Source organism: Rhizobium lentis (genome assembly GCF_014200175.1).
GTDB lineage: Bacteria > Pseudomonadota > Alphaproteobacteria > Rhizobiales > Rhizobiaceae > Rhizobium > Rhizobium mulingense.
Genome location: NZ_JACHBD010000025.1, coordinates 15,276 through 37,181 on the forward strand (window position 1 = coordinate 15,276; position 21,906 = coordinate 37,181).

Annotated in this window: 21 protein-coding genes and 7 pseudogenes; 13 read left to right on the forward strand and 15 right to left on the reverse strand. The window is 58.7% G+C overall.

Translation table 11 applies throughout. The features are described 5' to 3' along the window. Positions 1-6: 6 nt before the first annotated feature. The 4 genes and pseudogenes from ggt to speB form a co-directional block, all read right to left on the reverse strand. Positions 7-1,599 carry a gamma-glutamyltransferase gene (gene ggt, locus GGI60_RS30485; RefSeq protein WP_183920180.1) on the reverse strand — a complete coding sequence of 531 codons (1,593 nt, stop codon included), beginning with the start codon at positions 1,597-1,599 and terminating at the stop codon, positions 7-9. A gap of 17 nt (positions 1,600-1,616) precedes the next feature. Next, positions 1,617-2,999, reverse strand: coding sequence for an aspartate aminotransferase family protein (locus GGI60_RS30490; RefSeq protein ID WP_183920160.1), 1,383 nt, complete (start codon positions 2,997-2,999; stop codon positions 1,617-1,619). Positions 3,000-3,114: 115 nt separating this feature from the next. After that, positions 3,115-3,956, reverse strand: a pseudogene (locus tag GGI60_RS30495) (transporter substrate-binding domain-containing protein). Between the two features lie 79 nt (positions 3,957-4,035). Next, a complete protein-coding gene (gene speB / locus GGI60_RS30500; RefSeq protein WP_183920158.1) occupies positions 4,036-5,082 on the reverse strand; it encodes an agmatinase in 1,047 nt (348 codons plus the stop codon). A 177-nt stretch (positions 5,083-5,259) separates the two neighbouring features. On the opposite strand from speB, the gene GGI60_RS30505 reads away from it, so the two are divergent. The 5 genes from GGI60_RS30505 (at position 5,260) to GGI60_RS32700 (ending at position 8,697) form a co-directional block, all read left to right on the forward strand. Continuing rightward, a complete protein-coding gene (locus tag GGI60_RS30505; protein ID WP_183920156.1) occupies positions 5,260-5,958 on the forward strand; it encodes a GntR family transcriptional regulator in 699 nt (232 codons plus the stop codon). 33 nt (positions 5,959-5,991) lie between these two features. Continuing rightward, positions 5,992-6,717 carry an ABC transporter permease gene (locus GGI60_RS30510; protein WP_183920154.1) on the forward strand — a complete coding sequence of 242 codons (726 nt, stop codon included), beginning with the start codon at positions 5,992-5,994 and terminating at the stop codon, positions 6,715-6,717. Beyond that, complete coding sequence (locus GGI60_RS30515) at positions 6,714-7,415, forward strand: ABC transporter permease (protein WP_183920152.1); 702 nt, start codon at positions 6,714-6,716, stop codon at positions 7,413-7,415. The genes GGI60_RS30510 and GGI60_RS30515 overlap by 4 nt, the downstream gene beginning before the upstream one ends. Positions 7,416-7,427: 12 nt before the next feature. Beyond that, positions 7,428-8,234 (forward strand): ABC transporter ATP-binding protein, encoded by an 807-nt coding sequence (locus tag GGI60_RS30520; RefSeq protein ID WP_183920150.1) that lies wholly within the window; start codon positions 7,428-7,430, stop codon positions 8,232-8,234. A gap of 223 nt (positions 8,235-8,457) precedes the next feature. Beyond that, positions 8,458-8,697: a hypothetical protein gene (locus tag GGI60_RS32700; protein WP_312862824.1), complete on the forward strand. Its 240-nt coding sequence runs from the start codon at positions 8,458-8,460 to the stop codon at positions 8,695-8,697. Here the strand turns inward: GGI60_RS32700 and GGI60_RS30530 are convergent. Then, positions 8,694-8,882, reverse strand: a complete 189-nt coding sequence (locus GGI60_RS30530) for a DUF2934 domain-containing protein (RefSeq protein WP_183920148.1) — start codon at positions 8,880-8,882, stop codon at positions 8,694-8,696. The genes GGI60_RS32700 and GGI60_RS30530 overlap by 4 nt on opposite strands. Positions 8,883-8,916: 34 nt before the next feature. Next, positions 8,917-9,069, reverse strand: coding sequence for a hypothetical protein (locus tag GGI60_RS30535; protein ID WP_183934983.1), 153 nt, complete (start codon positions 9,067-9,069; stop codon positions 8,917-8,919). A 307-nt stretch (positions 9,070-9,376) separates the two neighbouring features. Here GGI60_RS30535 and GGI60_RS30540 point away from each other — a divergent pair. Then, positions 9,377-9,700, forward strand: a pseudogene (locus tag GGI60_RS30540) (IS21 family transposase); the annotation flags it as partial. Between the two features lie 111 nt (positions 9,701-9,811). On the opposite strand, the pseudogene GGI60_RS32365 reads toward GGI60_RS30540, so the two are convergent. Both GGI60_RS32365 and GGI60_RS30545 read right to left on the reverse strand, forming a co-directional pair. Beyond that, a pseudogene (locus GGI60_RS32365) lies at positions 9,812-10,271 on the reverse strand (exonuclease SbcCD subunit D); the annotation flags it as partial. Between the two features lie 371 nt (positions 10,272-10,642). After that, positions 10,643-11,479 (reverse strand): helix-turn-helix transcriptional regulator, encoded by an 837-nt coding sequence (locus GGI60_RS30545; protein ID WP_183920145.1) that lies wholly within the window; start codon positions 11,477-11,479, stop codon positions 10,643-10,645. A gap of 95 nt (positions 11,480-11,574) precedes the next feature. On the opposite strand from GGI60_RS30545, the gene GGI60_RS30550 reads away from it, so the two are divergent. Next, positions 11,575-11,808 carry a DUF1127 domain-containing protein gene (locus tag GGI60_RS30550; RefSeq protein WP_183920143.1) on the forward strand — a complete coding sequence of 78 codons (234 nt, stop codon included), beginning with the start codon at positions 11,575-11,577 and terminating at the stop codon, positions 11,806-11,808. 5 nt (positions 11,809-11,813) lie between these two features. Beyond that, positions 11,814-12,548, forward strand: coding sequence for a class I SAM-dependent methyltransferase (locus tag GGI60_RS30555; RefSeq protein ID WP_183920141.1), 735 nt, complete (start codon positions 11,814-11,816; stop codon positions 12,546-12,548). Between the two features lie 189 nt (positions 12,549-12,737). Here the strand turns inward: GGI60_RS30555 and GGI60_RS30560 are convergent, their stop codons facing one another. Further along, positions 12,738-13,679, reverse strand: coding sequence for a LysR substrate-binding domain-containing protein (locus GGI60_RS30560; protein WP_183920139.1), 942 nt, complete (start codon positions 13,677-13,679; stop codon positions 12,738-12,740). A gap of 134 nt (positions 13,680-13,813) precedes the next feature. Here GGI60_RS30560 and GGI60_RS30565 point away from each other — a divergent pair, with 134 nt between their 5' ends. From GGI60_RS30565 to GGI60_RS30570, 3 genes and pseudogenes are all read left to right on the forward strand, one after another. Continuing rightward, complete coding sequence (locus GGI60_RS30565) at positions 13,814-14,629, forward strand: aminotransferase class IV family protein (RefSeq protein ID WP_183920137.1); 816 nt, start codon at positions 13,814-13,816, stop codon at positions 14,627-14,629. Positions 14,630-15,179: 550 nt separating this feature from the next. Beyond that, on the forward strand, positions 15,180-15,572 hold the full coding sequence (locus GGI60_RS32580) for a GGDEF domain-containing protein (protein WP_281414479.1): 393 nt from the start codon (positions 15,180-15,182) through the stop codon (positions 15,570-15,572). Between the two features lie 37 nt (positions 15,573-15,609). After that, positions 15,610-16,640, forward strand: a pseudogene (locus GGI60_RS30570) (putative bifunctional diguanylate cyclase/phosphodiesterase). Between the two features lie 157 nt (positions 16,641-16,797). Here the strand turns inward: GGI60_RS30570 and GGI60_RS32585 are convergent. The 4 genes and pseudogenes from GGI60_RS32585 to GGI60_RS30580 all read right to left on the reverse strand — a co-directional run. Beyond that, positions 16,798-17,076 (reverse strand): annotated as a pseudogene (locus tag GGI60_RS32585) (exopolysaccharide biosynthesis protein); the annotation flags it as partial. Beyond that, the gene (locus tag GGI60_RS32855) at positions 17,055-17,195 is read right to left on the reverse strand and encodes an exopolysaccharide biosynthesis protein (protein WP_281414082.1); all 141 of its coding nucleotides are present in this window, start codon (positions 17,193-17,195) and stop codon (positions 17,055-17,057) included. The pseudogene GGI60_RS32585 and the gene GGI60_RS32855, both read right to left, overlap by 22 nt. Continuing rightward, positions 17,137-17,418, reverse strand: a complete 282-nt coding sequence (locus tag GGI60_RS32590) for an exopolysaccharide biosynthesis protein (RefSeq protein ID WP_281414081.1) — start codon at positions 17,416-17,418, stop codon at positions 17,137-17,139. The genes GGI60_RS32855 and GGI60_RS32590 overlap by 59 nt, the downstream gene beginning before the upstream one ends. Positions 17,419-17,785: 367 nt before the next feature. After that, positions 17,786-18,268 (reverse strand): annotated as a pseudogene (locus GGI60_RS30580) (TerC family protein); the annotation flags it as partial. Between GGI60_RS30580 and GGI60_RS32370 the strand changes: the two are divergent. After that, positions 18,269-18,607, forward strand: a pseudogene (locus GGI60_RS32370) (Lrp/AsnC family transcriptional regulator); the annotation flags it as partial. A 91-nt stretch (positions 18,608-18,698) separates the two neighbouring features. Here GGI60_RS32370 and GGI60_RS30590 read toward each other — a convergent pair. Beyond that, entirely contained in the window at positions 18,699-19,976 is a 1,278-nt protein-coding gene (locus GGI60_RS30590; protein ID WP_183920133.1) for an FAD-binding oxidoreductase, read from the reverse strand. Between the two features lie 501 nt (positions 19,977-20,477). Here GGI60_RS30590 and GGI60_RS30595 point away from each other — a divergent pair. Further along, the gene (locus GGI60_RS30595; protein ID WP_183920131.1) at positions 20,478-21,353 is read left to right on the forward strand and encodes a GNAT family N-acetyltransferase; all 876 of its coding nucleotides are present in this window, start codon (positions 20,478-20,480) and stop codon (positions 21,351-21,353) included. A 99-nt stretch (positions 21,354-21,452) separates the two neighbouring features. Here GGI60_RS30595 and GGI60_RS32860 read toward each other — a convergent pair whose 3' ends face one another. Continuing rightward, complete coding sequence (locus tag GGI60_RS32860) at positions 21,453-21,632, reverse strand: 2Fe-2S iron-sulfur cluster-binding protein (RefSeq protein ID WP_183920178.1); 180 nt, start codon at positions 21,630-21,632, stop codon at positions 21,453-21,455. Between the last annotated feature and the right edge of the window lie 274 nt (positions 21,633-21,906).

Sequence of the window (21,906 nt, forward strand, 5' to 3'; positions counted from 1 at the left end):
TTGCCGTCAGTAGCCGAGTGCACAACCATCTTTCCGATGATCAGAAGCGCCCAACAGTGTGTTGTGTTGATCGTCAATCCAGATCGCCTGGGCACCGCCGATCGCCCAGCTCGGAGCGACAACCTTGAAGCCGCGCGCTTCGAGATTGTCGCCGATCGAGGTGCGAAGACGTCCTTCGGCTTCGATCGTCGCGGTGCCAGGAAGCGGAAAGAGCCGAGGTAAATCGATGGCGCTCTGAATGTCCATATTGAAATCGAACAGCTTGGAGAGGAAGTGAGCGTGGCCCATCGCCTGATAGTGTCCCCCCATAACGCCGAACGACAAAACGCTTTTGCCATGGCGGGTCACCAGCCCCGGAATGATCGTGTGCATGGGCCTCTTGCGCGGCCCCATCGCGTTCGGGTGGCCCGGCTTCATGACGAAGCTTTGTCCCCGATTGTGGAGCAGGACGCCGGAGTTTGGCGCCATCAAGCCGCTTCCGTATGGATGGAAGACCGAGTTGATGAAGCTGGCAACATTTCGGTCCTTGTCGACGACCGAAATATAAACCGTGTCCGAATGCTCGACGCCGTGGAGGACCGCCGCGGCGTCGGCGGCCGTCTTCATATCGATCTTGGCAGCAAGACTGTCGGCAAGTTCATCAGACAACAGGAAATCGACCGGAACATTCGATACTGCCGCGTCGGCTATCCAACGATCACGAGCGGCATAAGCCAGCCGAGTGGCTTCAACTTCAATGTGCAGATTGTCGACGCCCAGCGGATCGCCTTTGCGTTCAAAACGCTCCAAGATCTTCAGGATCATCAGGGCGATGATCCCCTGCCCGTTTGGCGGGCATTCATGCACCGTCCATCCTCGATATGTTGCGCTGACAGGCTTCAAATACTCGCCGGCGGCAGATGCAAAATCTTCAAGTGTATGGAGACCGCCCAGCGAATTCAGCCGTGTCACCATGTCGTCCGCCACGGAACCACGATAGAAGCCGTCACGGCCTGAAACTCCGATCGCTTCGAGTGTCTGTGCCAGTTCGGGCTGACACTGAACTGATCCGACGGGTGGGGCCTGATCGTCGATCAAGAAAATACGGCGTGTCGAAGGATCGCGCAGCAACAAGTCCCGTTGGTTCGAGATGTCGACGGCAACTCGCGGCGTGATCCCGTAGCCGTCGCGCGCCAACGCTATCGCGGGAGCGAGAATTTCGGAGAGCGGCATCCTTCCGTGATCGGCGACCAGACGCGCCCATGCATCCACCGCACCGGGAACCGTCACCGCATGCGGCGACGATCGCTCGATCGAGGTGATGCCGTTGTCCCGATACCACTCGAAATGCGCCGCGGCCGGCGTGCGGCCCGAGCCGTTATAGGCAACGACATCATCATTGCCATTGGATGCGAGGAGCGCAAAACAATCACCGCCGATGCCGGTGGATCCGGCCTCGACCACACATTGCACGGCACAGGCCCCCACCGCGGCATCGATCGCCTTGCCGCCGGCCTTGAGGATGTCGATCGCAGTCAAAGTCGCCATTGGGTGCGATGTTGCTGCCATCCCATTGCGACCGACAGCTATCGATCTTCCCGGCATTTCGAAATTTCGCATGTCGTCGATTCCCTTGCTCAGTAGAGGCCGGTCGCCCTCGCCCATGTGTAAGTGTCATCCAACGCACGGGCGGAGCGGTCGAACAATTCGTTGATCTGTGCTTCGGTAATGATGAGCGGCGGGCAAAGCGAGTAGTTGTCGCCAAGGGCGCGCGTGATGACGCCATGGACCTGGGCCTGCTTGCCTGCGTGAATGGCAATGCCGTCCGTTGGCTTGAACGGCTCTTTGGTTTCCTTGTTGCGAACCAGTTCGAGGGTCCCGATGAGGCCGCGGCCGCGGGCGTTCCCAACGAGCGGATGGTCGCCAAGCTCCTTCAACCGCCTCTGGAATACCGGGGCGACATCCCTGACGTGACCGACAATGTCGCGCTCCTCATAGATTTTCAAGGTTTCCAAAGCGACGGCGGTTGCAACGGGATGGCCGCTATAGGTGAAACCATGTCCGAATGTTCCGATTTTCTCGCTCTCGGCAACGACTGCGGAATGGACCCTTTCATTGATCATCAATGCGGATATCGGCTGATAGGCGGCCGAAAGCTGTTTTGCCATGACGATCATATCCGGCTGAAGCCCGAAGCTTTCGGAGCCGAACATAGTGCCGAGCCTGCCGAAGCCGCAGATGACCTCATCTGCGATCAGCAGCACGTCGTATTTTTTGAGGATTGCCTGGATCTTCTCGTAATAGGTCGGCGGCGGAACGATGCAGCCGCCGGATGCCATCAACGGCTCGGCGAAAAAAGCACCGACCGTTTCCGGTCCCTCGATGAGGATCATCTGTTCGAGCGAACCGGCACAGCGCGTCGCAAACTGTTCCTCCGTTTCGCCCGGACGGCCGTAGCGATAAAATTCCGGGCAATCGGTATGGAGCACTCGATCGATCGGAAGATCGAAATCGCGATGGTTGTTCGGAAGCCCGGTCAGGCTGGCCGAAGCGATCGTCACGCCGTGGTAGGCCCGCATCCGCGATATGATTTTCTTCTTTTCCGGCTTGCCGATGGCATTGTGGTAATACCAGACAAGCTTCATGGCCGTGTCGTTGGCCTCGGAACCCGAATTGGCGAAGAACACCTTCGACATTGGCACCGGTGAAAGCTGGATGAGCCGGTCGGCAAGCTCGACCGCGGTCTCATGCGTCTTGCCGCCGAAGCTGTGATAGAAGGGCAATTCCTTCATCTGGCGGGTTGCCGCGTCTACCAGCCGCTGTTCGCTGAAACCCAGCGACGCACAAAACAGCCCGCCAAGCCCCTCGATGTATTTATTGCCGTCGCTGTCGATGATGTGGATCCCCTCACCCCTGGCGATCACCAGCGGGCCGTCCTTCAAATGCTGCGAGGCATTTGTATAGGGATGAAGAACGAAGGCGGCGTCGCGGGATTCGAGCGAGTTGAGAAGGATGGTCACAGTGGTTCTCCAAATGATGGGTGTGTTTCGATGGCGACGCTGGGCCGGTCAGCCGGCGCGACCTCTCGGTACGCCGGCTGCCAATCGCTGCCGAAATGCGAGCGCTGCCGCTTGATCAATCAAGCTTCGTCTTGATCCACTTCTCAGCTAGCTTATTGATCGTGCCGTCCGCTTCGGCCGCTTCGATCGCCGCATCGAACATCGACTTCAAGACGGTATCGTCCTTGCGAAGGCCCGCCGCGATGCCTTGTCCAAAGACGCCGCCTTTGAATGTCGGACCAGCGATCTTGTAGTCTTTGAAGTCGTCCTTACCGAGCGTTGCAGTCAGTGACGTCTTCTGGGCAATGACGGCGTCGATACGACCGGCCTGCAGGTCCAGATCATGCTGCTCGACGGTCTTGTATTCCCTGGCATCGACGACGCCCTTGAAATAGGTGTCGAGAAAGGCGGCGTTCGCCGTCGACACCTGGGCGCCCACGGCTTTGCCCTTCAGCGCGTCTTTAAGCGGCTGCAATTCCTGCTCGACCTTCGTCTTGTCGCCGGCAAGATCGACCGTCGTCCCCGTGCCCGGCAGATCTGCGAGAGGACCGGTTTTATCGACCATGAAAGCGGCCGCGGTCGGAGCATAGGGCTTGCTGACGAAATGACGGCAAGACGCTTTTCGGTAACGATCATCGACGCCATGATGGCGTCGAACTTCTTCGCAGTGAGCGATGGAATCAACCCGTCCCAATCCTGGGCGACGATGGTGCACTTGATCTTCATGCGAGCGCAGAGGTCGTTGGCAAGATCGATCTCGAAGCCTGCGAGCTTGCCGTCGGGGCCGGTGAAATTCCAGGGCTCATATGCACCCTCGGTTGCAATGGTGATTTCCGTCGGTTTTGTCTCAGCGACGGCAACGCCAGCCGACACCACGCCAAGCAGAGCGGACGTCAGCAAAAGTTTGGAAAGTTGCATATTGGTATTCCCCTTTTTGTAGCGCCCTGCCCTTTTCCCAAGGCAAGGCTGTTGCAGACTCCGCGCGTCCGGCGATTTGCTAGGACGTGCGAACCTTGATTGCCTCGGCCGTCAGGCAGAGGAGTTCGAATAAGACCTGAGCGGCAATTTGCGCCGTGTTCGAGGTAGGGTCGTATTGCGGAGCGATCTCCACGACGTCGCCACCGACGATGTTCAAACCTGAAAGACCGCGCAGAATTCCAAGCGCCTGGGCGGATGTCAGCCCACCGACCTCCGGTGTTCCGGTGCCGGGCGCAAATGCCGGATCAAGAGAATCGACATCGAAGCTGACGTAGGTTGGGCCTGATCCGGCGATTTCTCTCGCCTTTGCGATCACGCCGCTGATGCCGAGATCGCCGACTTCTTCCGCATGGATGACGGTCATGCCCGATGCATAGGAGAATTCCCACAGATACTCGGAGTTTCCTCGAATTCCGATCTGGATCGTCCGCCTGGGATCAAGCACGCCGTCGAGAACCGCCTGGCGGAACGGTCCACCATGATGGAATTTGCAGCCCTCAAATGAACCGCCCGTATCGCAATGCGCATCGATGTGGATCATCCCCACCGGCCGATGCCTGCCGACAGCCCTGAGGATGGGAAGGCTGACCGAATGGTCGCCGCCCACCGCCAGCGGCACGACTCCAGCTCCTATCAAGCGGTGGACAAATCGTTCGATATCCTGGTGGGACGCAGCGAGATCAAAACGGCTTTTGAATGGGACATCGCCCACGTCGGCAACGCGTGCATTTGCAGTTGGGACGGCTCGCAGAACATGATTGTAGGGACCAACGCGATCGACGTTGCGTAAGGCTCTCGGTCCGAACCGCGCACCCGATCGGTTCGTTACCCCGAGATCCATCGGAATTCCGAAAAGGGCAATGTCTATATCACTGAAATTGGGTGCGGCATCGGGACGATACGGGGCCTTCAACAATGTCGGAAGGCCGCAATAGGGCGCCTGACGGCTATCGCCGTCACCAAAGACCAGTTCGGCGACCTTTCGAAACTCAGGATCGAACACTTCACCGCCCGAAGCATTCAAATAGCGCTTCCGCAATTCGTCCAGACTGAGAATCTCCGACATCGGACCTCCATATGTTCCGCCCCATCAGGCCGCGATCAAAAAGCCGACAATGAGCCATTGCTTGTTGTCGCCAACATTGTATACATAATCGTATTCTTCTTGATCGGGCAAGAGGAAAAACGTTATGGTGAGTTCGCCGGGACCCGGTGAATGGACCAGAGATGGAAGGGGAATTGATTGGCAGCGACCAAAACGGAACAGCGGGGATCGTTGCGCGAGAGCACCTATGCGCAATTGAAGGACCTGATCCTCAGCGGCCAACTTCGCCCCTCGGAGCGCCTTTCTGAAGTGACGCTTGCCAAACGCTTCGGCGTCAGCCGAACGCCGCTGCGCGAGGCGCTGATGAAGCTCGAAGAAGAAGGGCTTGTCGTCGGGCAGCGGAATTTCGGCTACACGGTGACCGATCTTGATGTGACCAAATTCTGCAATCTGCTGATTGTTCGCGAAGCGCTCGACGTTTGCGCCGCGCAACTCGCCTGTGAGATGGCGACCGAGGAAGATCTCGATCGGCTTCGCGGCGTCATCGTCCAGATGGTGGAACTCAAGGAAACGACCAACGAGGCGCCGTCGGACGCCGCGCGCAATCTCGATCTTGGACTGCACATCCATCGCGTGATCGTCGAATCCACTCGAAACGAGGCCCTCGTGAGAGCGACGGATCAAATCTACCAGCAGCTTCGCCTCGCACTTTGGCTCGAAGTCCTTTGGGTCGATCTGGAGCACACCGATCTTGATGAGCACCGGGCGATCGCAGATGCCATCTGCGCACGCGATAAGGAGGCGGCCGCGATTGCAGCTCGCGCGCATGTCCAAAGCTCGCTCAAGAACATGTCGAAGCTTCAGCGCATTTGGGCGCACCGGCGCGCTGCCGAGTGAAGCAACCCTGATCGGTCATCAAGAGGTCCACGCATGGCATTTATCGGAAGTTACCTGACTCTCATCGGTTTCGGACCGACCGGTTGGGGCTGGCTGCTTCTGACCGCGGCGACCATGACGATCGGAGTATCCGTCTGCGGCTTTCTGGCTGGAACGGTGATCGGCTCGGTCGTCACCTTCATGCAGCTGTCCCGCCACATGGGACTCCGCTGGCTTGCCGACTGCTACACGACCGTCCTTCGCGGCGTGCCTGACCTTCTGGTCATCTACCTCTTCTATTTCGGCGGCAGCGCCTTCCTCGGGACTGTCGGCGGCCTTTTCGGATATCAAGGTTTTATCGGAATGCCGGCCTTTTTGACCGGGACGCTGGCGCTTGGCGTGGTTTCGGCGGCCTATCAGGCCGAAGTATTTCGCGGAGCCTACAGATCGGTTGCGCCCGGCGAAATCGAAGCCGCCAGCGCCGTCGGCATGCGGCCGTGGCCCAAATTCAGGCGTATCGTCGCGCCGCTCGTCCTTCGTTACGCCATTCCCGGCCTTGGAAACACCTGGCAACTCGTGCTGAAGGAGTCGGCATTGATCTCCGTCACGGGCCTCGTCGAACTACTGCGCCAGTCGCAGATCGCCGCCGGCTCCACTCGCCGGCCCTTCGAGTTCTACCTGTCGGCGGTCATTCTCTACCTCGTCGTAACCTGGTTCTCCTCGATTGTGTTCAAACGAATGGAAGCTCGAACGACCCAAGGCGTAAGGAGAGCGCTATGACGGATATCGGCTTCATGTGGGATACGTTTCTCACGCTTCTGACCGGTGTGCCACTAACCCTCGAGCTTGCGGTCACCTCCATCCTGGCAGGCAGCATCCTGGCGCTTGCGATCTCGCTGCTGGCGGTGACCGGCGGTGCGATGGGACGAAACATAGCCGGTGCCTACGTCTTCGTCTTCAGAGGTTCGCCTCTGCTCGTCCAAATGTTCCTGATCTATTATGGCCTCGGCCAGTTTCGGCACGGGTTGCAAGACCTCGGGCTCTGGTGGTTCTTTCGCGAGCCCTATTGGTGTGCGGTGCTGGCGCTTACTCTGAACACGGCCGCCTACTGCAGCGAAATTTTCCGCGGTGGCCTCAGGGCCGTCTCCAGCCAGGAGATCGAGGCGGCACGCGCCTGCGGGATGTCGGGCGTTCTGCTCTTCAGACGGATCATCCTTCCGATCGCCATCAGGCATGCGCTGCCGGCCTATGGCAACGAGATCATCCTGATGCTCAAGGCAACGGCGCTCGCGTCCGTCATCACGATCATGGAGGTCACCGGCCTGGCCGGAAAGTTGATCGCCGACAGCTTCCGCGCCTTCGAGATCTTCATCGTCGCGGGGGCGATCTACCTCGCAATCAATTTCATCGTGACGCGCATGCTCTTGCTGATCGAATTCTGGCTTTCGCCGCACATGCGCATGCGGTTGCAATCTTAGATGGGAGTATGCATGTCTGGCAGGGGAACGTTTTCGGCTAGCGACAACAAAGACAAAAGCGCTGCCGTTTCGGTCAAGGATCTTCGCAAGTGCTTCGGCCCACTGGAAGTGCTGAAGGGAATTTCGCTTGAAGCGCATGAGGGGGACGTGGTTTCCATCCTCGGCTCATCCGGTTCCGGCAAATCGACGATGCTGAGATGCCTCAATATGCTCGAAATTCCGGACAGTGGGGAAATTCGCATCGGAGGCGAGATGTACGCTCTGAAGAAATCGGGGCATAGAACGGTGCCGGCTGACCGCAGGCAAGTCGACCGGATGCGCGAACACATCGGCATGGTGTTTCAGAGCTTCAATCTTTGGTCGCACATGACCATCCTGGAGAACGTAATCGAAGCGCCGGTGCACGTGCAGAAGCGCAACCGTGCGGAATGCATTGCAGAGGCCGAAGCCCTGCTCGAACGGGTCGGTATTGCCGACAAGCGAAACTTTTATCCCGCGCATTTGTCCGGTGGGCAGCAACAACGAGCTGCGATCGCGCGCGCACTCGCGCAGCGGCCGAGGGTCATGCTGTTTGATGAACCGACCTCTGCTCTTGATCCCGAACTCGTCGGCGAAGTGCTCAAGGTGATGCGCTCCCTCGCCGAGGAGGGCCGGACCATGCTAGTCGTGACGCATGAGATGGGCTTCGCGCGCGACGTTTCCAATAAAGTGGTGTTTCTTCACAAGGGTGTTGTCGAAGAAGCGGGCGCGCCTGCTGAGCTGTTTAAGCAGCCGAAATCCGAGCGGTTTCGCCAGTTCCTGGCACATGAGCGCCACTGAGGGGCGGACCCGAAAGAGAGTTTCTAGTAGGTTGAGACCGAGGCGCGATTAGTAGTTTAGGGACCGCGGCTCCAGTCGCAGCTGGATGAAAGCTCAGTGGCATGTATGGACGGCCTCCGCGTGGCATGTATGGACGGCCTCCGCGTGGCATGGCGAAAGTTGGTGTTTCTGGCGGATTGGTCGGGTGCAGGCATGTATTCGGCCCTTTGATTGCCGGGTGTTCATGCCGATCGCCAAGGGAAGGCTGAAAGAGCTGCTGGCCGAAGAAGGCTTGCGGCTTGAGTGGAGCGGCGCGGTGGACAAGACACAAACGCACCGGCCGCTCGTCAACATCTACCGATCGAATGGTGAAGAAGTCGGTAAACGCTGTTCAGGAGGGCCTAGCCATGAGATGGAGTCCGAAGCGTCGAAACGACTGGTGCGCCGGATCGCCGTGAGGATCATTATGGCCGCGATCCTCTAACGTGCCTGACCTTGTTGGTCCAGTTGGGTGGAAGAAGGCGCATTCCGAGATTGCGGAGCTTGCTGGCCGTCCATCTCCTTCACGGCCAGATCCCAGATCTCGGCGTCCTTTCCTTCGGGGCAACCTTGACGTTCCCAAATTGCGTATGCGCGACGGCGTAGCTGCTCTTCATCGTTGAATTGCATAGTCGTGTCTCCTTGGATGATGGCGAAGCGCGTATTAGGCGCCGATAAACATATGGATGACTATGGCTATTGAGAGTGCCATTCCTGCCAATGCCGCTGCCTTCATCGCAAAGGACTTGAGAGGGTGGTCGCAGACGGCGCGAATTATTTTTTCCGACTGAAAGGGACGTGCGGAAGTAATCAACATATCATCATCCTCATTCCTATGCATCAGTTCTGTATCAAGACGTATCTTCAGCCCGTAGCGCTAGAAGCATAGCGCGCCTTAAGTGAGCAGAAGTCAAACAGTCCAAGGGCATATCAAGAGAAATACTTATTATATATTTTTGGAACCTTATTGAAGCGGGCAAGTTGGGGTGCGGACGTGGAGAACGCTGAACACAGCGACCCCTTCTCATGTTCATCCTGAAATTTGCCCAGCGGTGCGGGGTCTTTTCCCCTCAGGTCAGTTAATTCAACCAATGCCGGATCGTAGCCACAGCGCCATCTCTGGCACGAAAGACTTTGGCTGCGCTCGCAACACTGTCACCCGATATCTGCGTGAAGGTGGAGCGTTGCCTTTTAAGAAGCCGGTTCGGCGCAGTGCTTTCGATGGCCCTGACGATTGGCTTCGCGAAAGGTTCTTCCGTCATGAGGGCAATGCGGATGTGATCCGCCAGGAATTGTCGAGCGAGCACGGAGTGGTCATCGGTCTGCGTTCGGTAGAGCTTCGAGTCCGGCAATGGCGCCGTGAGTTGAAGGCGCAGAAGCGCGCGACAGTTCGGTTCGAAACGCCGCCGGGCCGCCAACTGCAGATCGACTTTGGCCACCCACGTATGATGCCGCTCGCGATGACGGACGAGGCTGAATAGCGCGACGGCAATGTTAGAGGCATGGTGATCAGCCTGCCGGCGCTTACAGCTGGCTGAGTCACGGATTCGGAGAGGGGCGGCAATGCTAACAAGCAACGCGGTGCCTGGACGTTGGTGTTTGAAACGGTCGGGTTCAGGCGTACCACAGTAGTGGGTTCGCTGATCGACCTCGACCGCGCCGTGCCAATCGCCAAGCGCCAGATAGTCAAGGCCGGCCCGCCGTGCCCGGTATGGGCAAGCCCGATGCGGAGCCCTGTCTGGCGTTGCTTCGCCATCCATCCATTCAGTCAAATCCCGCCCCGGGGCGGCGTGTGGTGCAAGGCGCAGGCAATAGAATGACGTCCCTCGCCAACTCGAGCGGTCGGGACTCAACAGCAAGCACGACATTTCCCGGCACTTCTGCATTCAGCGTCGTCCAAAGCTGCGTTGACTGCAGCGAATCGTGGTTGCCGGGCAAAATTATCCATTGGATCGGGGCGTGGTTCTGCATCTACGCGAGAGCCTGTCTTCGCACATCCGGCGCAGGCGTTTCGGTGTCTTCACGAACGCCCCAGTTCAGGGAGCGCGATCGGACTGTAGAGGCAGCTTAGCTGTCGCCGGAACGATCTGGAACGAAGGTGAATATCGCAGGATGGGAGTACGGTATTTTAGTCCCCGCGGCGCATCGCATCGAGCGATCTTGCTAGCTGCAATGTGCGCCGCCGAAAGTGGGTGGTCTCGTTCGCCTCGAGCGGAATCGAACCGCTGACCCCACTGTCAGTCGCGTAAGAGGCATTTATGGAACCGCATATCGTTAATGATGCCCTCAGATATAGGCGTTCGATTAACAACCATGAATGGTGTCTGCAAAGGCGCGATACAAGCTGGCGATCCGCTCGAACTTGTCGCGGCAGCCGCCGCTGGGACGCGTCATTGCGCCAGCCGCGCGGAGGATCCGGCACAATGGCCCGGAAAGGTTTCCTGAAAGTACTGTCCGGGAGAGACACCGAAGGCCGTCCGGAACACCGCAATGAAGGCGCTGGGGCCCGAGTAGCCGAGCGAGAAGGCGATATCGCTGACGCTTTGGCCGACGGCGAGCCACTCCACTGCTTTGAGGAGTTTCGCCTGCTGACGCCAGGCGCGGAAACTCATGCCTGTCTCAGATTGGAAATGGCGCTGGAAGCTGCGGGGGGACATGGCCGCACGTGACGCAAGTTCATCGAGCGGCCAATCGGCACCCGGTTCATTCCGGATGTCTGAAGCGATGCTGCGGAGGCGTTCGGATCCCGGCGAGGGAAGGGACAGCGGCGCGGCTGGGCTCGTCTCAAGCTGGTCGAGAATGACCGCGACAAGGCGTTCGGCACGAGCACTACCGGCGTCCGCACGAGGTATCTCCAGGAATGCCAGGATCAGTTCGCGCAGGAGCGGTGTCGTACCGATCACGGAGACCTGGGACGGGAGGTTCACGACCCCGTCGGGGCGAAAGAAAAGGTAGCTGCGCTCCGTCTCCTGCAGGTATGTCACTTCATGGAGGACGCCGGACGGCACGAATACGGCGCGTTCAGGTGGAACGATGAAGTAGCCCCGCTCGGTCTCCAGCCTTAGCGAACCACGCACGATCTGGAAAAGCTGCGCGCGGTGGTGCGTGTGAAAGGAGTAGGTTCGCCCGGCGGGCTCTGCTCCACCCTGAGCGACAGCGGTGTGCGGATAATCTCCAAATCCGTCTTCCGGCAGATGAACGTTGGTCAGGTTGTCGCGGGCAATCATGGCGTCTCACAGACAAAATTTGACAGACTGCCGATAACACGTCGGACGGCATTTCACTAGATTGATATCACCGCAGAACAACTTGGACGTAAGTTATGACATTCGAACTCCGACAAACTGAAATCTCGGATCGCTTTGCGCCTAGCGTGCTGACGAAGCTGATAGCTTTACGAATTCGAGCGCCCGTCGTCCTTCAATGGTGGCAACGGCGCGAAACAGAAGAGGCACTACAGTGGCTATCGGACCGCGAGCTGGCGGACATAGGCGTCGCGCGTCATGAGATTCGCGAGCTGGCGCGATCGCAGGCAACCGCATTGTCAGAGAGGTAAACAAGATGCACGACGATGGTTTTTTTGACGATGAAGTCGCGGCTAGCTACGACGACGCTGACGGGATCTCGGCCCCGGAGGTCGTTGATCCGGCGGTCAGTCTCCTGGCCGAGTTCGCAGTCGGCGGGCGCGTTCTGGAGTTCGCGATCGGTACAGGGCGCTTGGCGCTGCCTCTCGCGCGGAAAGGGATAGAGGTAGAAGGCATCGAGCTTTCGCGAGCGATGGTGTCTCGCCTTCGCGCCAAAGAGGGCGGCGCCGAAATTCCTGTGGCGATCGGCGACATCGCGACAACGCGTGTCGGCAGGCGCTTTCCCCTCGTTTATCTGGCTTTCAACACGATCAACAACCTGACGTCGCAGGAAGCGCAGGTCGCTTGTTTTCTGAACGCGGCCGCGCACCTTGAAACTGGCGGGCACTTCCTAATCGAGGTTGGCGTCCCGCCGCTTCAGCGGCTTCCGCTCGGCGAGACGATCCTGGCGTTCGACCGCACTGAGACGCATTGGGGGCTCGACGAGTACGACGTGGTAAGCCAGAATTTCACCTCCCATCACATCCGGATCCGGGACGGGAACTACAGGCACTTCTCGATCCCGTTGCGTTATGCATGGCCAGCTGAACTAGATCTTATGGCGCGGCTGGCCGGCCTAAAGCTCAAAAATCGATGGGGCGGCTGGAAAAAGGAGCCGTTCACAAGCGTCAGCGATCGACATATCTCCGTTTGGCAGAAGATCGCCGATTAGGCCAGGGAGATGGACGAGCGGAAGGCAATGGCGACGGAGACTTCCACAAAGGTCACCTGCGATGCCTGCTGGGAGGCGGAGACAAGTTCCCTTTACGACCGGGAACGGAGCGCAAGCATAGAGTGGAAAGGCCCGCCAGCACGCACCAGCAGATAGGTAGCAAGGCCCCGACTTTGAGGGGATTTGTCGTTATGAATCCTCGCCGAAATCTCTGTCTGACTGGCGTTTCGTCTCGGCCTTTATCCACTCACGAAAGGCTAGGATACATGGATCCTCGCTGCTGCTCTCTGGGTAAACCAGATGATAGGCATATTCCGGTGCTACGCTGATGGCGATGTCGAATACCTTTACCAACCTGCCATCGGCGAGGTCACTTGCGATCATGTCGAGGTCGGCCAGACCGATCCCGCCGCCATCGATGACCGCTTGAACCACATGGCCCGAATCGGTGAAACCAACACATCGGCTATCGTCGAAGTCGGTGACACCGGCCGCAGCCATCCACATCCGCCAATTGGGCCAAACCATACCGTCGGTCTTCCAGTTTACGTGAAAGAGCGTGTGATTAAGTAGATCCCGCGGCTCGTCCAGTTTGGAACCGCTCTCGATTAGCTTCGGACTACAAACCGGTGCGATGATCGTGTCGAATAAGCGGTCCGATCGCGCCTGGTCATAGTTCCCGGTGCCGAACCGGATCGCGAGGTCGATGTCGTTCACGGCGAAGTCTCGAACCTCGTCAGTAATGTCGAAGGTCAGTTCAAGAGCTGGGTGTTCGGCACGGAAGCCCGGGAGTCTGGGCAGGAGCCAATTCGTGGCAAATCGTGCGCTGGTAGAGATACGTAGGTGCGCCGGGTTCCGTGCCATTCTGCGGGCGCGGCTGATGCCGCGCTGCAGCGTATCCAGGGCGTCCGCGGCAGCCTTGAGCAACAAGGCGCCGCTCGGCGTGAGCCGGATGCTACGACTAGTGCGCATGAACAGCACAAGGCCGAGCTGCTCCTCGATTTCTTTGATCTGATGGCTGACTGCTGCGGGCGTCAGTCCGACCTCAGCGGCGGCACGCGTGAAGTTCAGGTGTCGCCCTGCCGCCTCGAAGATCCTGAGGGCTCGTGTTCCGGGCAGCGTGCGGCTCATCGATCTTCAAGTCCTGTTTGACGATTCATCGAAAACTATTCGTTTCTCTAAATTCATTCAATCAAAGACAGTCTGGGCATCGGCAACCATGTGCGCGGGGCGGTCCGCCCCGGCACCGATCCCGGAGTGAATAAATGTCACCTTCCCCATCCTCTTTCGTCGTCGAGCGCAATGGGCGGATGGCGACCGCAGACGACCTAGCTCCGCTCGCCTTCGCGGGCTACGCCCACTTCACCGCGATGCAGGTGCGTGAGGGCAAAATTCGCGGTTTGAACCTTCATCTGGAGCGGCTTCGGGGTGCCTCGGTTGAACTGTTCGGTTGGGCACTGCCAGACGACCGGGTCCGATCCTATCTGCGGGCGGCGCTGGAGGGCGGCCCGGCTGACCTCTCGCTGCTGGCAACGGTGTACTCCCCGGCCGGAGAGTTCACGGTGGCCGGATCTGATGTCGAACCCGAAGTGTTGGTTCGCACCGGGCCAGCTGCGTCTGGCCCGAAAGGCCCGCTGGCTCTAGCCGCGGTCGAGTACGAACGCACCATTCCAGCCGTAAAGCACGTCGGTGAGGTGGCTAAGACATATTTCCTCCGGCAGGCGGTCCGGCAGGGCTTCGATGATGCCGCCTTCGTTGATCGAACCGGGAAGTTGAGCGAAGGGACGATCTGGAATCTGGCCTTCTGGGACGGCGCCGCGGTGGTCTGGCCCGCAGCAGACGTCCTCCTCGGCACCACAATGAGTATTGTTCGCCGGCAACTGGATCGCCTCGGTGTCTCCCAGCGCATCCGAGACGTTACGCGCGATGAACTATCAACCTTTGCCGGAGCGGCGGTCATGAACTCGTGGACACCGGGTGTGCCTGTTCACCGGATCGGCTCGGTATCATTGCCCGAGGCCCCGTCCTTCCTGGAAGTGCTTCACCGCGCCTATCACTCCGAGCCGCTCGTGACTCCTTGATGCCGGAATAGGCATGCCGCTACTTCAGGGGCCAGATTATGGCCCTGAGCCGCCGAGCATGTGTCTTGTGGACGAGTGTTGTTATTCTACATCTGCGAAAGTCGATCACCGTGAGATCGGCAAAACAGGCGTTCGATCTGACGTCGCTGGCCTCCATGTGCCACCTTATCCGGCTAAGGTCATCGGGCCAGCTTTAGTGTCAATTCGCCGGGTAAAGTCTCCAGCCACTGCCGCAGCAACGACAATCGAAATGTTCGAAGACAGATCCGCGCTCTCGCTCTCTGGCTGTACATCTGCCAATCAGCTAGACATGATTGAATAATTCCGCTGGCATGATAGCTTTCGTGCGTGACAAAACGGGGCGGGAATGAATGATCCAACGTGGAGCGCCCATGTCCGGTCGGCCTGATGAACTCGTGTCTTTTTTTGGCGAGGGCCTGAAACTCACCAATGCTCTCCCGCGGTTACGAAGGCCTACGAAATTGCAGCGGCGTCAGGGGCGACCCTTTGGGATCTATATCCGGAGCTGCTTGATCCCGACCAAAGGTCGATGATCGAAGCCGTGCTTGCCGGTGGCCTGCCACGCAACATCGCGATCGGCGGTTCGCCCGGCAAAAGTCGCAGTGTTCTCGTTTTCGGTACTGAACGGGGCCTTGGGGTCGTCGAGGCAAGCGCGAATTCTGAGGCGTCGACCGGAGGGGCCGATCGCGCGCTCCTTCTTCATCAGGCCAGACATGACGTTCTGACGGGACTGGCAAACCGCCGCCAATTCACCAGCGATCTCGAGACAAGCTTTCCCGTGCCTAAGGGTCACAAGCTCGCGCTGATGCTGCTAGATCTGGATGACTTCAAACCAGTCAACGACACGCTTGGGCACGGCGCCGGCGACGTGGTGCTCAAAATGACGGCGGAACGGATCCAAGAGATACTTCGCGACGGGTGAAACCGCCTACAGACTTGCGGGCGACGAATTCGCCGTCATTCAGCGGGGCCGGGATCAGCCTGCGGAGGCCGAAGACCTGGCTGGATCCCTGGTCCGCGCGTTCAAAGAGCCATTCACCATCGACGGGATCGATGTATTTGTCGGCGCAAGCGTGGGAATTGCCATTGCGCCGACCGATGGCAATGACGGCGAACAGTTGATGAAGGCAGCCGACATCGCGCTCTATGCTGCCAAGAACGATGGACGCGGCCGGGCGAGAACGTTCAACCTCTCGATGATGATCATGCTGGAGCAGCGTGAGACGCTGAGGCGCAGTTTGCGTGTGGCCCTCAAGGAGCGGCAGTTCTTCATCGAATATCAGCCGTTGGTGGAGGTGTCGGAGGGAATCGTCGGCTTCGAGGCGCTGCTGCGTTGGCGTCATCCTTATGCCGGAGTGATTCCGCGGAGTGTTTTCATCCGATGGCCGAAGCCGACGGTCTCATGGGAGATATTGGAGCGTGGGTTCTTGAACAGGCGTGCAGCGAGGCGTCGACGTGGCCTTCGCATTTCATCGTGGCGGTCAATCTCTCGCCGGCAGAATTCCTCCGCGGCGGCTTCACCGATCGGGTATCCGGAATCCTCGACGAGGTCGGGTTTCCGGCAGAGAGATTGGAGATCGAGATAACCGAAAGCGTTCTGCTTGAGCGCACCACCAACAATCTCGACATACTCCATACTCTCGAGGTCCTGGGCGTCCGAATCGCACTCGACGACTTTGGCACTCGCTATTCATCCCTCAGCTACCTACAAAACTTTCCGTTCGACACGATCAAGATCGACCGGCACTTTATCAAGGATGTCGAGACCAATCCGTAGAGCCAGACCATCGTCCGCTTCGTCATCGGCCTTGCACATGGGCTGGGTATGCGAATTACGGCCGAAGGCGTCGAAACGGCCGGTCAGGCGACGTGGCTTAGAAGAGAGAAATGCGATCGACTACAAGGGCATCTTTTGGGTGCCCCGATGTCCTCCGAAGCCATCGGCGATTTCCTGCGTCAGGGGTTGTTCGCGGCGGCTTGGATAAGCTAGACTGATGAAGCGCCGACTGCGTCTCGCGGCGGCGCGCTGGCAGGCTTCCGAGCTAAGGGCGGAACGTATCCTCCCCCGAATGTCATTTCTATCTTCCATTGCCGTCACCCCGCGGAAAGCTCCTCCTCGGCGTCGATGGCCAGCGCCCTGCATACGGTCACCCAAATGCAGCGACGACGGCGTGTGCCAAAGCGGTGGTCGCCGCCAAGGCCAGGACTGAAAGTCCGGCTCCGATCAAAGCAACCAATCCATCGCGTTCCATCGGTGCGACTGCGATGACGATCAGGGCGAAGGCCCGCAAAAAATTCCCGAAGGGTATGGGCAGTGCGATTGCGATGGCGAGAAGAAAGATGGGAATGCCGAGCAGCATCCGCACTGGTTTGCCGGCGAGGACCGCAAGCCGGTCACGTCGCATCATCTTTTCCGCCCAGGCGACGAGAGGTGCCCCGTATAGCGAAGCGCGGAATCCACGACCGCTGTCGAAAGCATGCGCCGCTTAAGAGCAGAAGGGAGCCAGACGGTCTCGCGTCCCACCGCGATTTGGAGAGCGACCATTGGCCAACGGCGTTCCAAACACCATCCCAAACGGACCAGGAACTGGCATAAGTGTCGGCAAAGTCAGAAGCAGGGCGACCAGGGAAGTGCCGGCCTGTCCCAGGACGGATATGGCCCTTCCGACTTCGATACCGCCGTCAGCGCGGCCCTGAGCGGCAAGCTCGCGCAGGCTGCCCGAGGCGACCCCTTCCCTACGCTCAGACTCTCCATTGCGCTTCGTCATGCTTCACCATCCCCCGGCGTCTGTTTCAACACGCCAATCAACTGCGCACATCCAGGCGCACTCCTGTCCAGGAGATCGATCGGATCCTTCCAGCCGATTGAAATGCCGACGGCGGTCGAGACCGACCAGCCCAATTCGTTGGTTGCGCGCTCGAGCAGGCGGGGCGCCTGAGTTGTCAACACAGTGAGGCACGGGTGATTTCTGTGGGCGCCTTCGCTGCGGCGACAAGCGCCGCCACTTCGTCCTGCAACGGCGCGATCAGCAACATCGAGAAGATCGAGGCGACGATTTCAGAGAACATCTTCACATTCCTCCTGTTTGTTTCGGGCGGCGGCGCGCCCAGGGTATTGAGGGCGCTGGGATTGGTGCGGGTCTTCAGCAGGCTCCAGGCGACGCCGCTTGCGATGATTGCGAAAGGTGACGCCGAGCGACAGAGCGGCGGGGGCTTCTCCAGGCCCAGCATGTCGGCGATGAAGATCTTCGAACCGATGAAGACGAGCACGAGCGCCAGCGCGGGTTCGAGATATTTGAAGCGATGGATCATCGCCGCCAGCGCGAAGTAGAGGGCGCGCAAGCCCAGGATCGCGAAGATGTTCGCCGTGTAGACGATGAACGGATCCGTCGTGATCGCGAAGATCGGCGGGACCGAGTCGACAGCGAAGATGACGTCGGCGACCTCGATCAGGACCAGGTCCATGAAAAGCGGCGTGATGAACCAGACAGTCCTGCCGGTCCGCGGATGTGCCTGCTTCACGAAGAACCTTTCGCCGTGATGGCTGTCAGTGATGTTGAAACGGCTGCTGATGAAGCGCACCAGCACGTTCTTGGAGACGTCGGGCTCAGCATTCTTGAAGGTTTTATCGAAGGCCATTCCGCGCAAATCAATGTCGCAAAGCTAGGCCAGACGCTAACGGTTTTCACCGAGATTACCCTGAAGAACCACCGGCAGGTCGACTTCGCCCGTTTCCTGGCGACGGTCGAAAAGGTTGACCAGGTCATTTAATGCCATCTCGTCTCCGGCGGCTATGACTATCTCTTGAAGTTCGTTACATCCGATATCGGCGAGTATCAGACGATCACGGAGCGGCTCTCCGATCTGGAGATCGGCATCGACAAATATTTCAGTTTCGTGGTGCTGAAGTCGCCCATCGTCAAAGCGCATATGCCGTTAACGCGTCTGTTTCCTCTGTGGGTTGGCCACGCGCTTTCAACGCCACGCGGACACTCATGCTGTGTTTGCCAGCCGAGGCCTCTTCAGTTGCTAATACGTCGTGCGGAAATCAGGGCATCAAGTCCTTCATTCGATAATAGGTGCCCACAATAGGCAGGAACCAGGGATTCCCGGCATGCAACGGAACCGCGGGCCAGGCAAAACCGTCAAGCGGGTTGGCGTCCTTCTGCCCCATGGCCATATCGGCAAGCGCGTTGCCCATGAAAGTCGATAACTGGGCTCCGTGGCCGGAATAACCCATGCTGTAAATCACCCCGTCGGCGCTGCCCGCCCGAGGATAACGATCCTGCGTGCAACCAACGAGGCCGCCCCAGCAATAGTCGATCTCGACATTTGCGAGCTGCGGGAAGACGCTAACCATCTGCTGGCGTAGAAGCTGACCCGAGCTAACGTTGCTTTTTTGGTTCGATATTGCCGAAAATCTGGCGCGGCCGCCGAAGAGCATGCGGTTGTCAGGTGTGAGGCGGAAATAATTGGCGATGTTGAGGGAGTTCGTGAAGTTACGGTTGCCCGGAAGCGTCGTGGCAATCTCCTGCGAGGTGAGCGGACGTGTCACAATGATGAAGGAAGCGATCGGCATGAGCCTTCGGCGGAAATAGTTGAAGGTGCTTGGGGTATAGGCGTCTGTTGCCAGAATGACTTGGCGCGCGGTTAATGTGCCTGTCGGCGTGTTGAGGCGCCAGCCATTCCGCATGCGTTCGCGCGCGGTGACGGGGCTACGTTCCCAGATCGCCGCGCCATGGCGGTGGGCCGCCTGGGCCAAGCCATTGGCGTAGCGTCCCATGTGCATCATCGCGGATTTCGGAGAGAGAATTCCGCCATGGAAGGCATCCGAAATCACCTCCTTTCGTAGGTCCTCACGCGTCAGCCATTCGGCTGACGGGTCAACCTCCCGCCGGATTTCTGCGCACATCGTTTGGAGCTTGGCCACGTGGGACGGCTTCGAGGCCAGTTTGATTTTGCCGCCCCGCCGGAAGTCGCACGCGATCTTTTCATCCTCGATGATCCGTTCAATCAAATCGATCGAGTCATCATAAGCTCGCCACAAGCGGCGTGCCCGGTCTTCCCCGAGATGTTGTTTTGCGGCGCCGAAACTTGCGAAATGACCGCTATTGAGGTGCCCTCCGTTGCGACCGGACGCACCATACCCGACGTGCTCCGCTTCCAGCAGAGCGACCTTCACCCCGGATTGCGCCAGTTTGCGCGCAGCGCTCAGGCCCGTGAAGCCCGCACCGATCACGGCCACCTCGAAATCTCCCGAGACCGGGCCGGCGGTGCCCATAGCAAATGACGTGGAAGTTTCATGCCAGTACGAAGCAAATCTCATCGCGCCAAGCCCTTATGCTCGTCTGATCGAATGCTTCAAGTATAGACCTGGTTGCGCTCAATAGTGCGGGGCGATCGGCCGCGTCCCGCAATATTTCACTTTCTTGTGAGGTGCGAACCACACGATATTTTGTTCGCGTGGCATGCGCCCCAGGTGCCGCAGATTTGAATGTGCTCACCGCATTCCGGCGCGCCTACCGCGATGATCGTTCAGTCATAAACACACATAGATCTTGCGCACCATATGCGATCAATAGACGAGAACATCTTTACCGTTCATGCCCGAACAGTTGCCCTTAGAGTCGGACACACTCTAAGCGGAGCCAAGTGCGATTCCTGCCGAATCGCGGCTTTGTTAGGTAAAAGATTGCGGACTATGCCTAAAAGCAAGCCGAACCTGCCGCTCTTTGCATGTAATATCCTAACAAGATTGCACCTAATGCCCGGATTAGAGACACTGCCAGCGCGGTGGACGATCCGGAGAACGGAGCGGATAGCTAAAATGCAAAAATCGGTGCGCCTGAAGTCGTTCGAACTAATCGCGAAGGATATCAAGAGCGTTGACGTAAGCCTGCTTCATGCCTTGTCGACCGGCGTGGGCTGGCCGCATCGTCTCAAGGATTGGGAGTTTCTGCGCCGCGCCGGCCGGGGCATCGTCGCCGTGGATGGCATTGGACGCGTCTTCGGAAGTGCAATGTGGTTTCCTCATGGAGACGATTTTGCCACCATCGGCCTCGTGATCACATCGCCTCGCACGCAGTCACAGGGAAACGGCCGCTGGTTGATGCAACAAGTGTTCGAGCAGTGCGGCGACCGCAATCTGGCTCTGAACTCGACCGATGCGGCTTATAAACTCTATCTGGCGCTCGGTTTCACAAAGGAAGCGACCGTTTACCAGTATCAGGGGGAGGTCCCTCCTGCGCTACCCGCGCTACCAGCTTTGAATGGTGAGTTGAGTGCGCTGTCGATCGATAAGATCGAGGAGATTACCGCTCTGGATACATGTGCCTTCGGGACGAACCGAGCGCGCTTGCTTGCCCTTCTTGCAGAAGGTGCTGCAATTTGCGTGCTTCGGCGCGGCGGCGGAATCGTCGGCTACTCCATGTGTCGCGAGTTCGGACGCGGTCACGTGGTCGGCCCTATCGTGGCAAGCAATGATCACGATGCGATGCATCTCGCGGCCGTGCATCTTGAAGATCTGGCTGGTCAATTTGCCCGCGTCGATACGCGGGAGAAAGGCCCATTTGCCAACTTTCTTCAACAAAGCCGGCTGGCTATATCCGAGACCGTTACGACCATGTCTAAAGGCCGTCCGTTCCTGAATCGAAAAGCGAATGAACCGGCGGTATTTGGCCTCGCTGGCCATGCCTTGAGCTAGTCTTGCCGATGCCAGAGGAGCGAAAATCCAGAGCTGCGACCATCTGGTACGATGGTGTCCAGCTAATCTGCCGCGTGAGAGACGCAGACCATCGTGCCGTCAGTGGTGTACCTCAAGCAAGCGGTCAATAAGATATCGCATTGATTGATCCTGCCCGATAGACAATTTGGTCTTGCAGGTCCCGCACTTTCCGTGCTGGCAGGATCTGCTGACGTTCGTCGAGTTTCGACCTCGAAAGCAATATCGTCCACACCGCTCGGAGAACGCTGCGAACAGAATGTTGGGTCAAAATGAAGCGATAGGGCGATAAGCAAAGGCCGCACGTCCCGCGATGACGACCGGGGCGGGCAAATAATCTCGTTGATCGGACGTTCATAGATATTATCGAGGCGCGTCATTAGATATCTTTTCAGGCCAGTGTCATACTTCTGAACCATCAATACGTGATGGCCCCAGCCGTCGCCTTGTTCTGCCGGTTGGCGATCAGATCATCGACGACAGCCGGGTCGGCAAGTGTCGAGGTATCGCCGAGAGCGCCGAAATCGTCCTCGGC

Excerpts from the sequence above, each read along its gene's own strand:
- GGI60_RS30595 (WP_183920131.1), top strand. The coding sequence starts at position 20,478 with ATGCAAAAATCGGTGCGCCTGAAGTCGTTCGAACTAATCGCGAAGGAT.
- GGI60_RS30515 (WP_183920152.1), top strand. The coding sequence starts at position 6,714 with ATGACGGATATCGGCTTCATGTGGGATACGTTTCTCACGCTTCTGACC.
- GGI60_RS30560 (WP_183920139.1), bottom strand. The coding sequence starts at position 13,679 with ATGAGCCGCACGCTGCCCGGAACACGAGCCCTCAGGATCTTCGAGGCG.
- GGI60_RS32580 (WP_281414479.1), top strand. The coding sequence starts at position 15,180 with ATGATCGAAGCCGTGCTTGCCGGTGGCCTGCCACGCAACATCGCGATC.
- GGI60_RS32590 (WP_281414081.1), bottom strand. The coding sequence starts at position 17,418 with ATGACGAAGCGCAATGGAGAGTCTGAGCGTAGGGAAGGGGTCGCCTCG.
- GGI60_RS30530 (WP_183920148.1), bottom strand. The coding sequence starts at position 8,882 with ATGCAATTCAACGATGAAGAGCAGCTACGCCGTCGCGCATACGCAATT.
- GGI60_RS30550 (WP_183920143.1), top strand. The coding sequence starts at position 11,575 with ATGACATTCGAACTCCGACAAACTGAAATCTCGGATCGCTTTGCGCCT.
- GGI60_RS30590 (WP_183920133.1), bottom strand. The coding sequence starts at position 19,976 with ATGAGATTTGCTTCGTACTGGCATGAAACTTCCACGTCATTTGCTATG.
- GGI60_RS30555 (WP_183920141.1), top strand. The coding sequence starts at position 11,814 with ATGCACGACGATGGTTTTTTTGACGATGAAGTCGCGGCTAGCTACGAC.
- GGI60_RS30545 (WP_183920145.1), bottom strand. The coding sequence starts at position 11,479 with ATGATTGCCCGCGACAACCTGACCAACGTTCATCTGCCGGAAGACGGA.
- GGI60_RS30565 (WP_183920137.1), top strand. The coding sequence starts at position 13,814 with ATGTCACCTTCCCCATCCTCTTTCGTCGTCGAGCGCAATGGGCGGATG.
- GGI60_RS30535 (WP_183934983.1), bottom strand. The coding sequence starts at position 9,069 with ATGTTGATTACTTCCGCACGTCCCTTTCAGTCGGAAAAAATAATTCGC.
- GGI60_RS32700 (WP_312862824.1), top strand. The coding sequence starts at position 8,458 with ATGCCGATCGCCAAGGGAAGGCTGAAAGAGCTGCTGGCCGAAGAAGGC.
- GGI60_RS30520 (WP_183920150.1), top strand. The coding sequence starts at position 7,428 with ATGTCTGGCAGGGGAACGTTTTCGGCTAGCGACAACAAAGACAAAAGC.
- speB (WP_183920158.1), bottom strand. The coding sequence starts at position 5,082 with ATGTCGGAGATTCTCAGTCTGGACGAATTGCGGAAGCGCTATTTGAAT.
- GGI60_RS32855 (WP_281414082.1), bottom strand. The coding sequence starts at position 17,195 with ATGGTCGCTCTCCAAATCGCGGTGGGACGCGAGACCGTCTGGCTCCCT.
- GGI60_RS30510 (WP_183920154.1), top strand. The coding sequence starts at position 5,992 with ATGGCATTTATCGGAAGTTACCTGACTCTCATCGGTTTCGGACCGACC.
- ggt (WP_183920180.1), bottom strand. The coding sequence starts at position 1,599 with ATGCGAAATTTCGAAATGCCGGGAAGATCGATAGCTGTCGGTCGCAAT.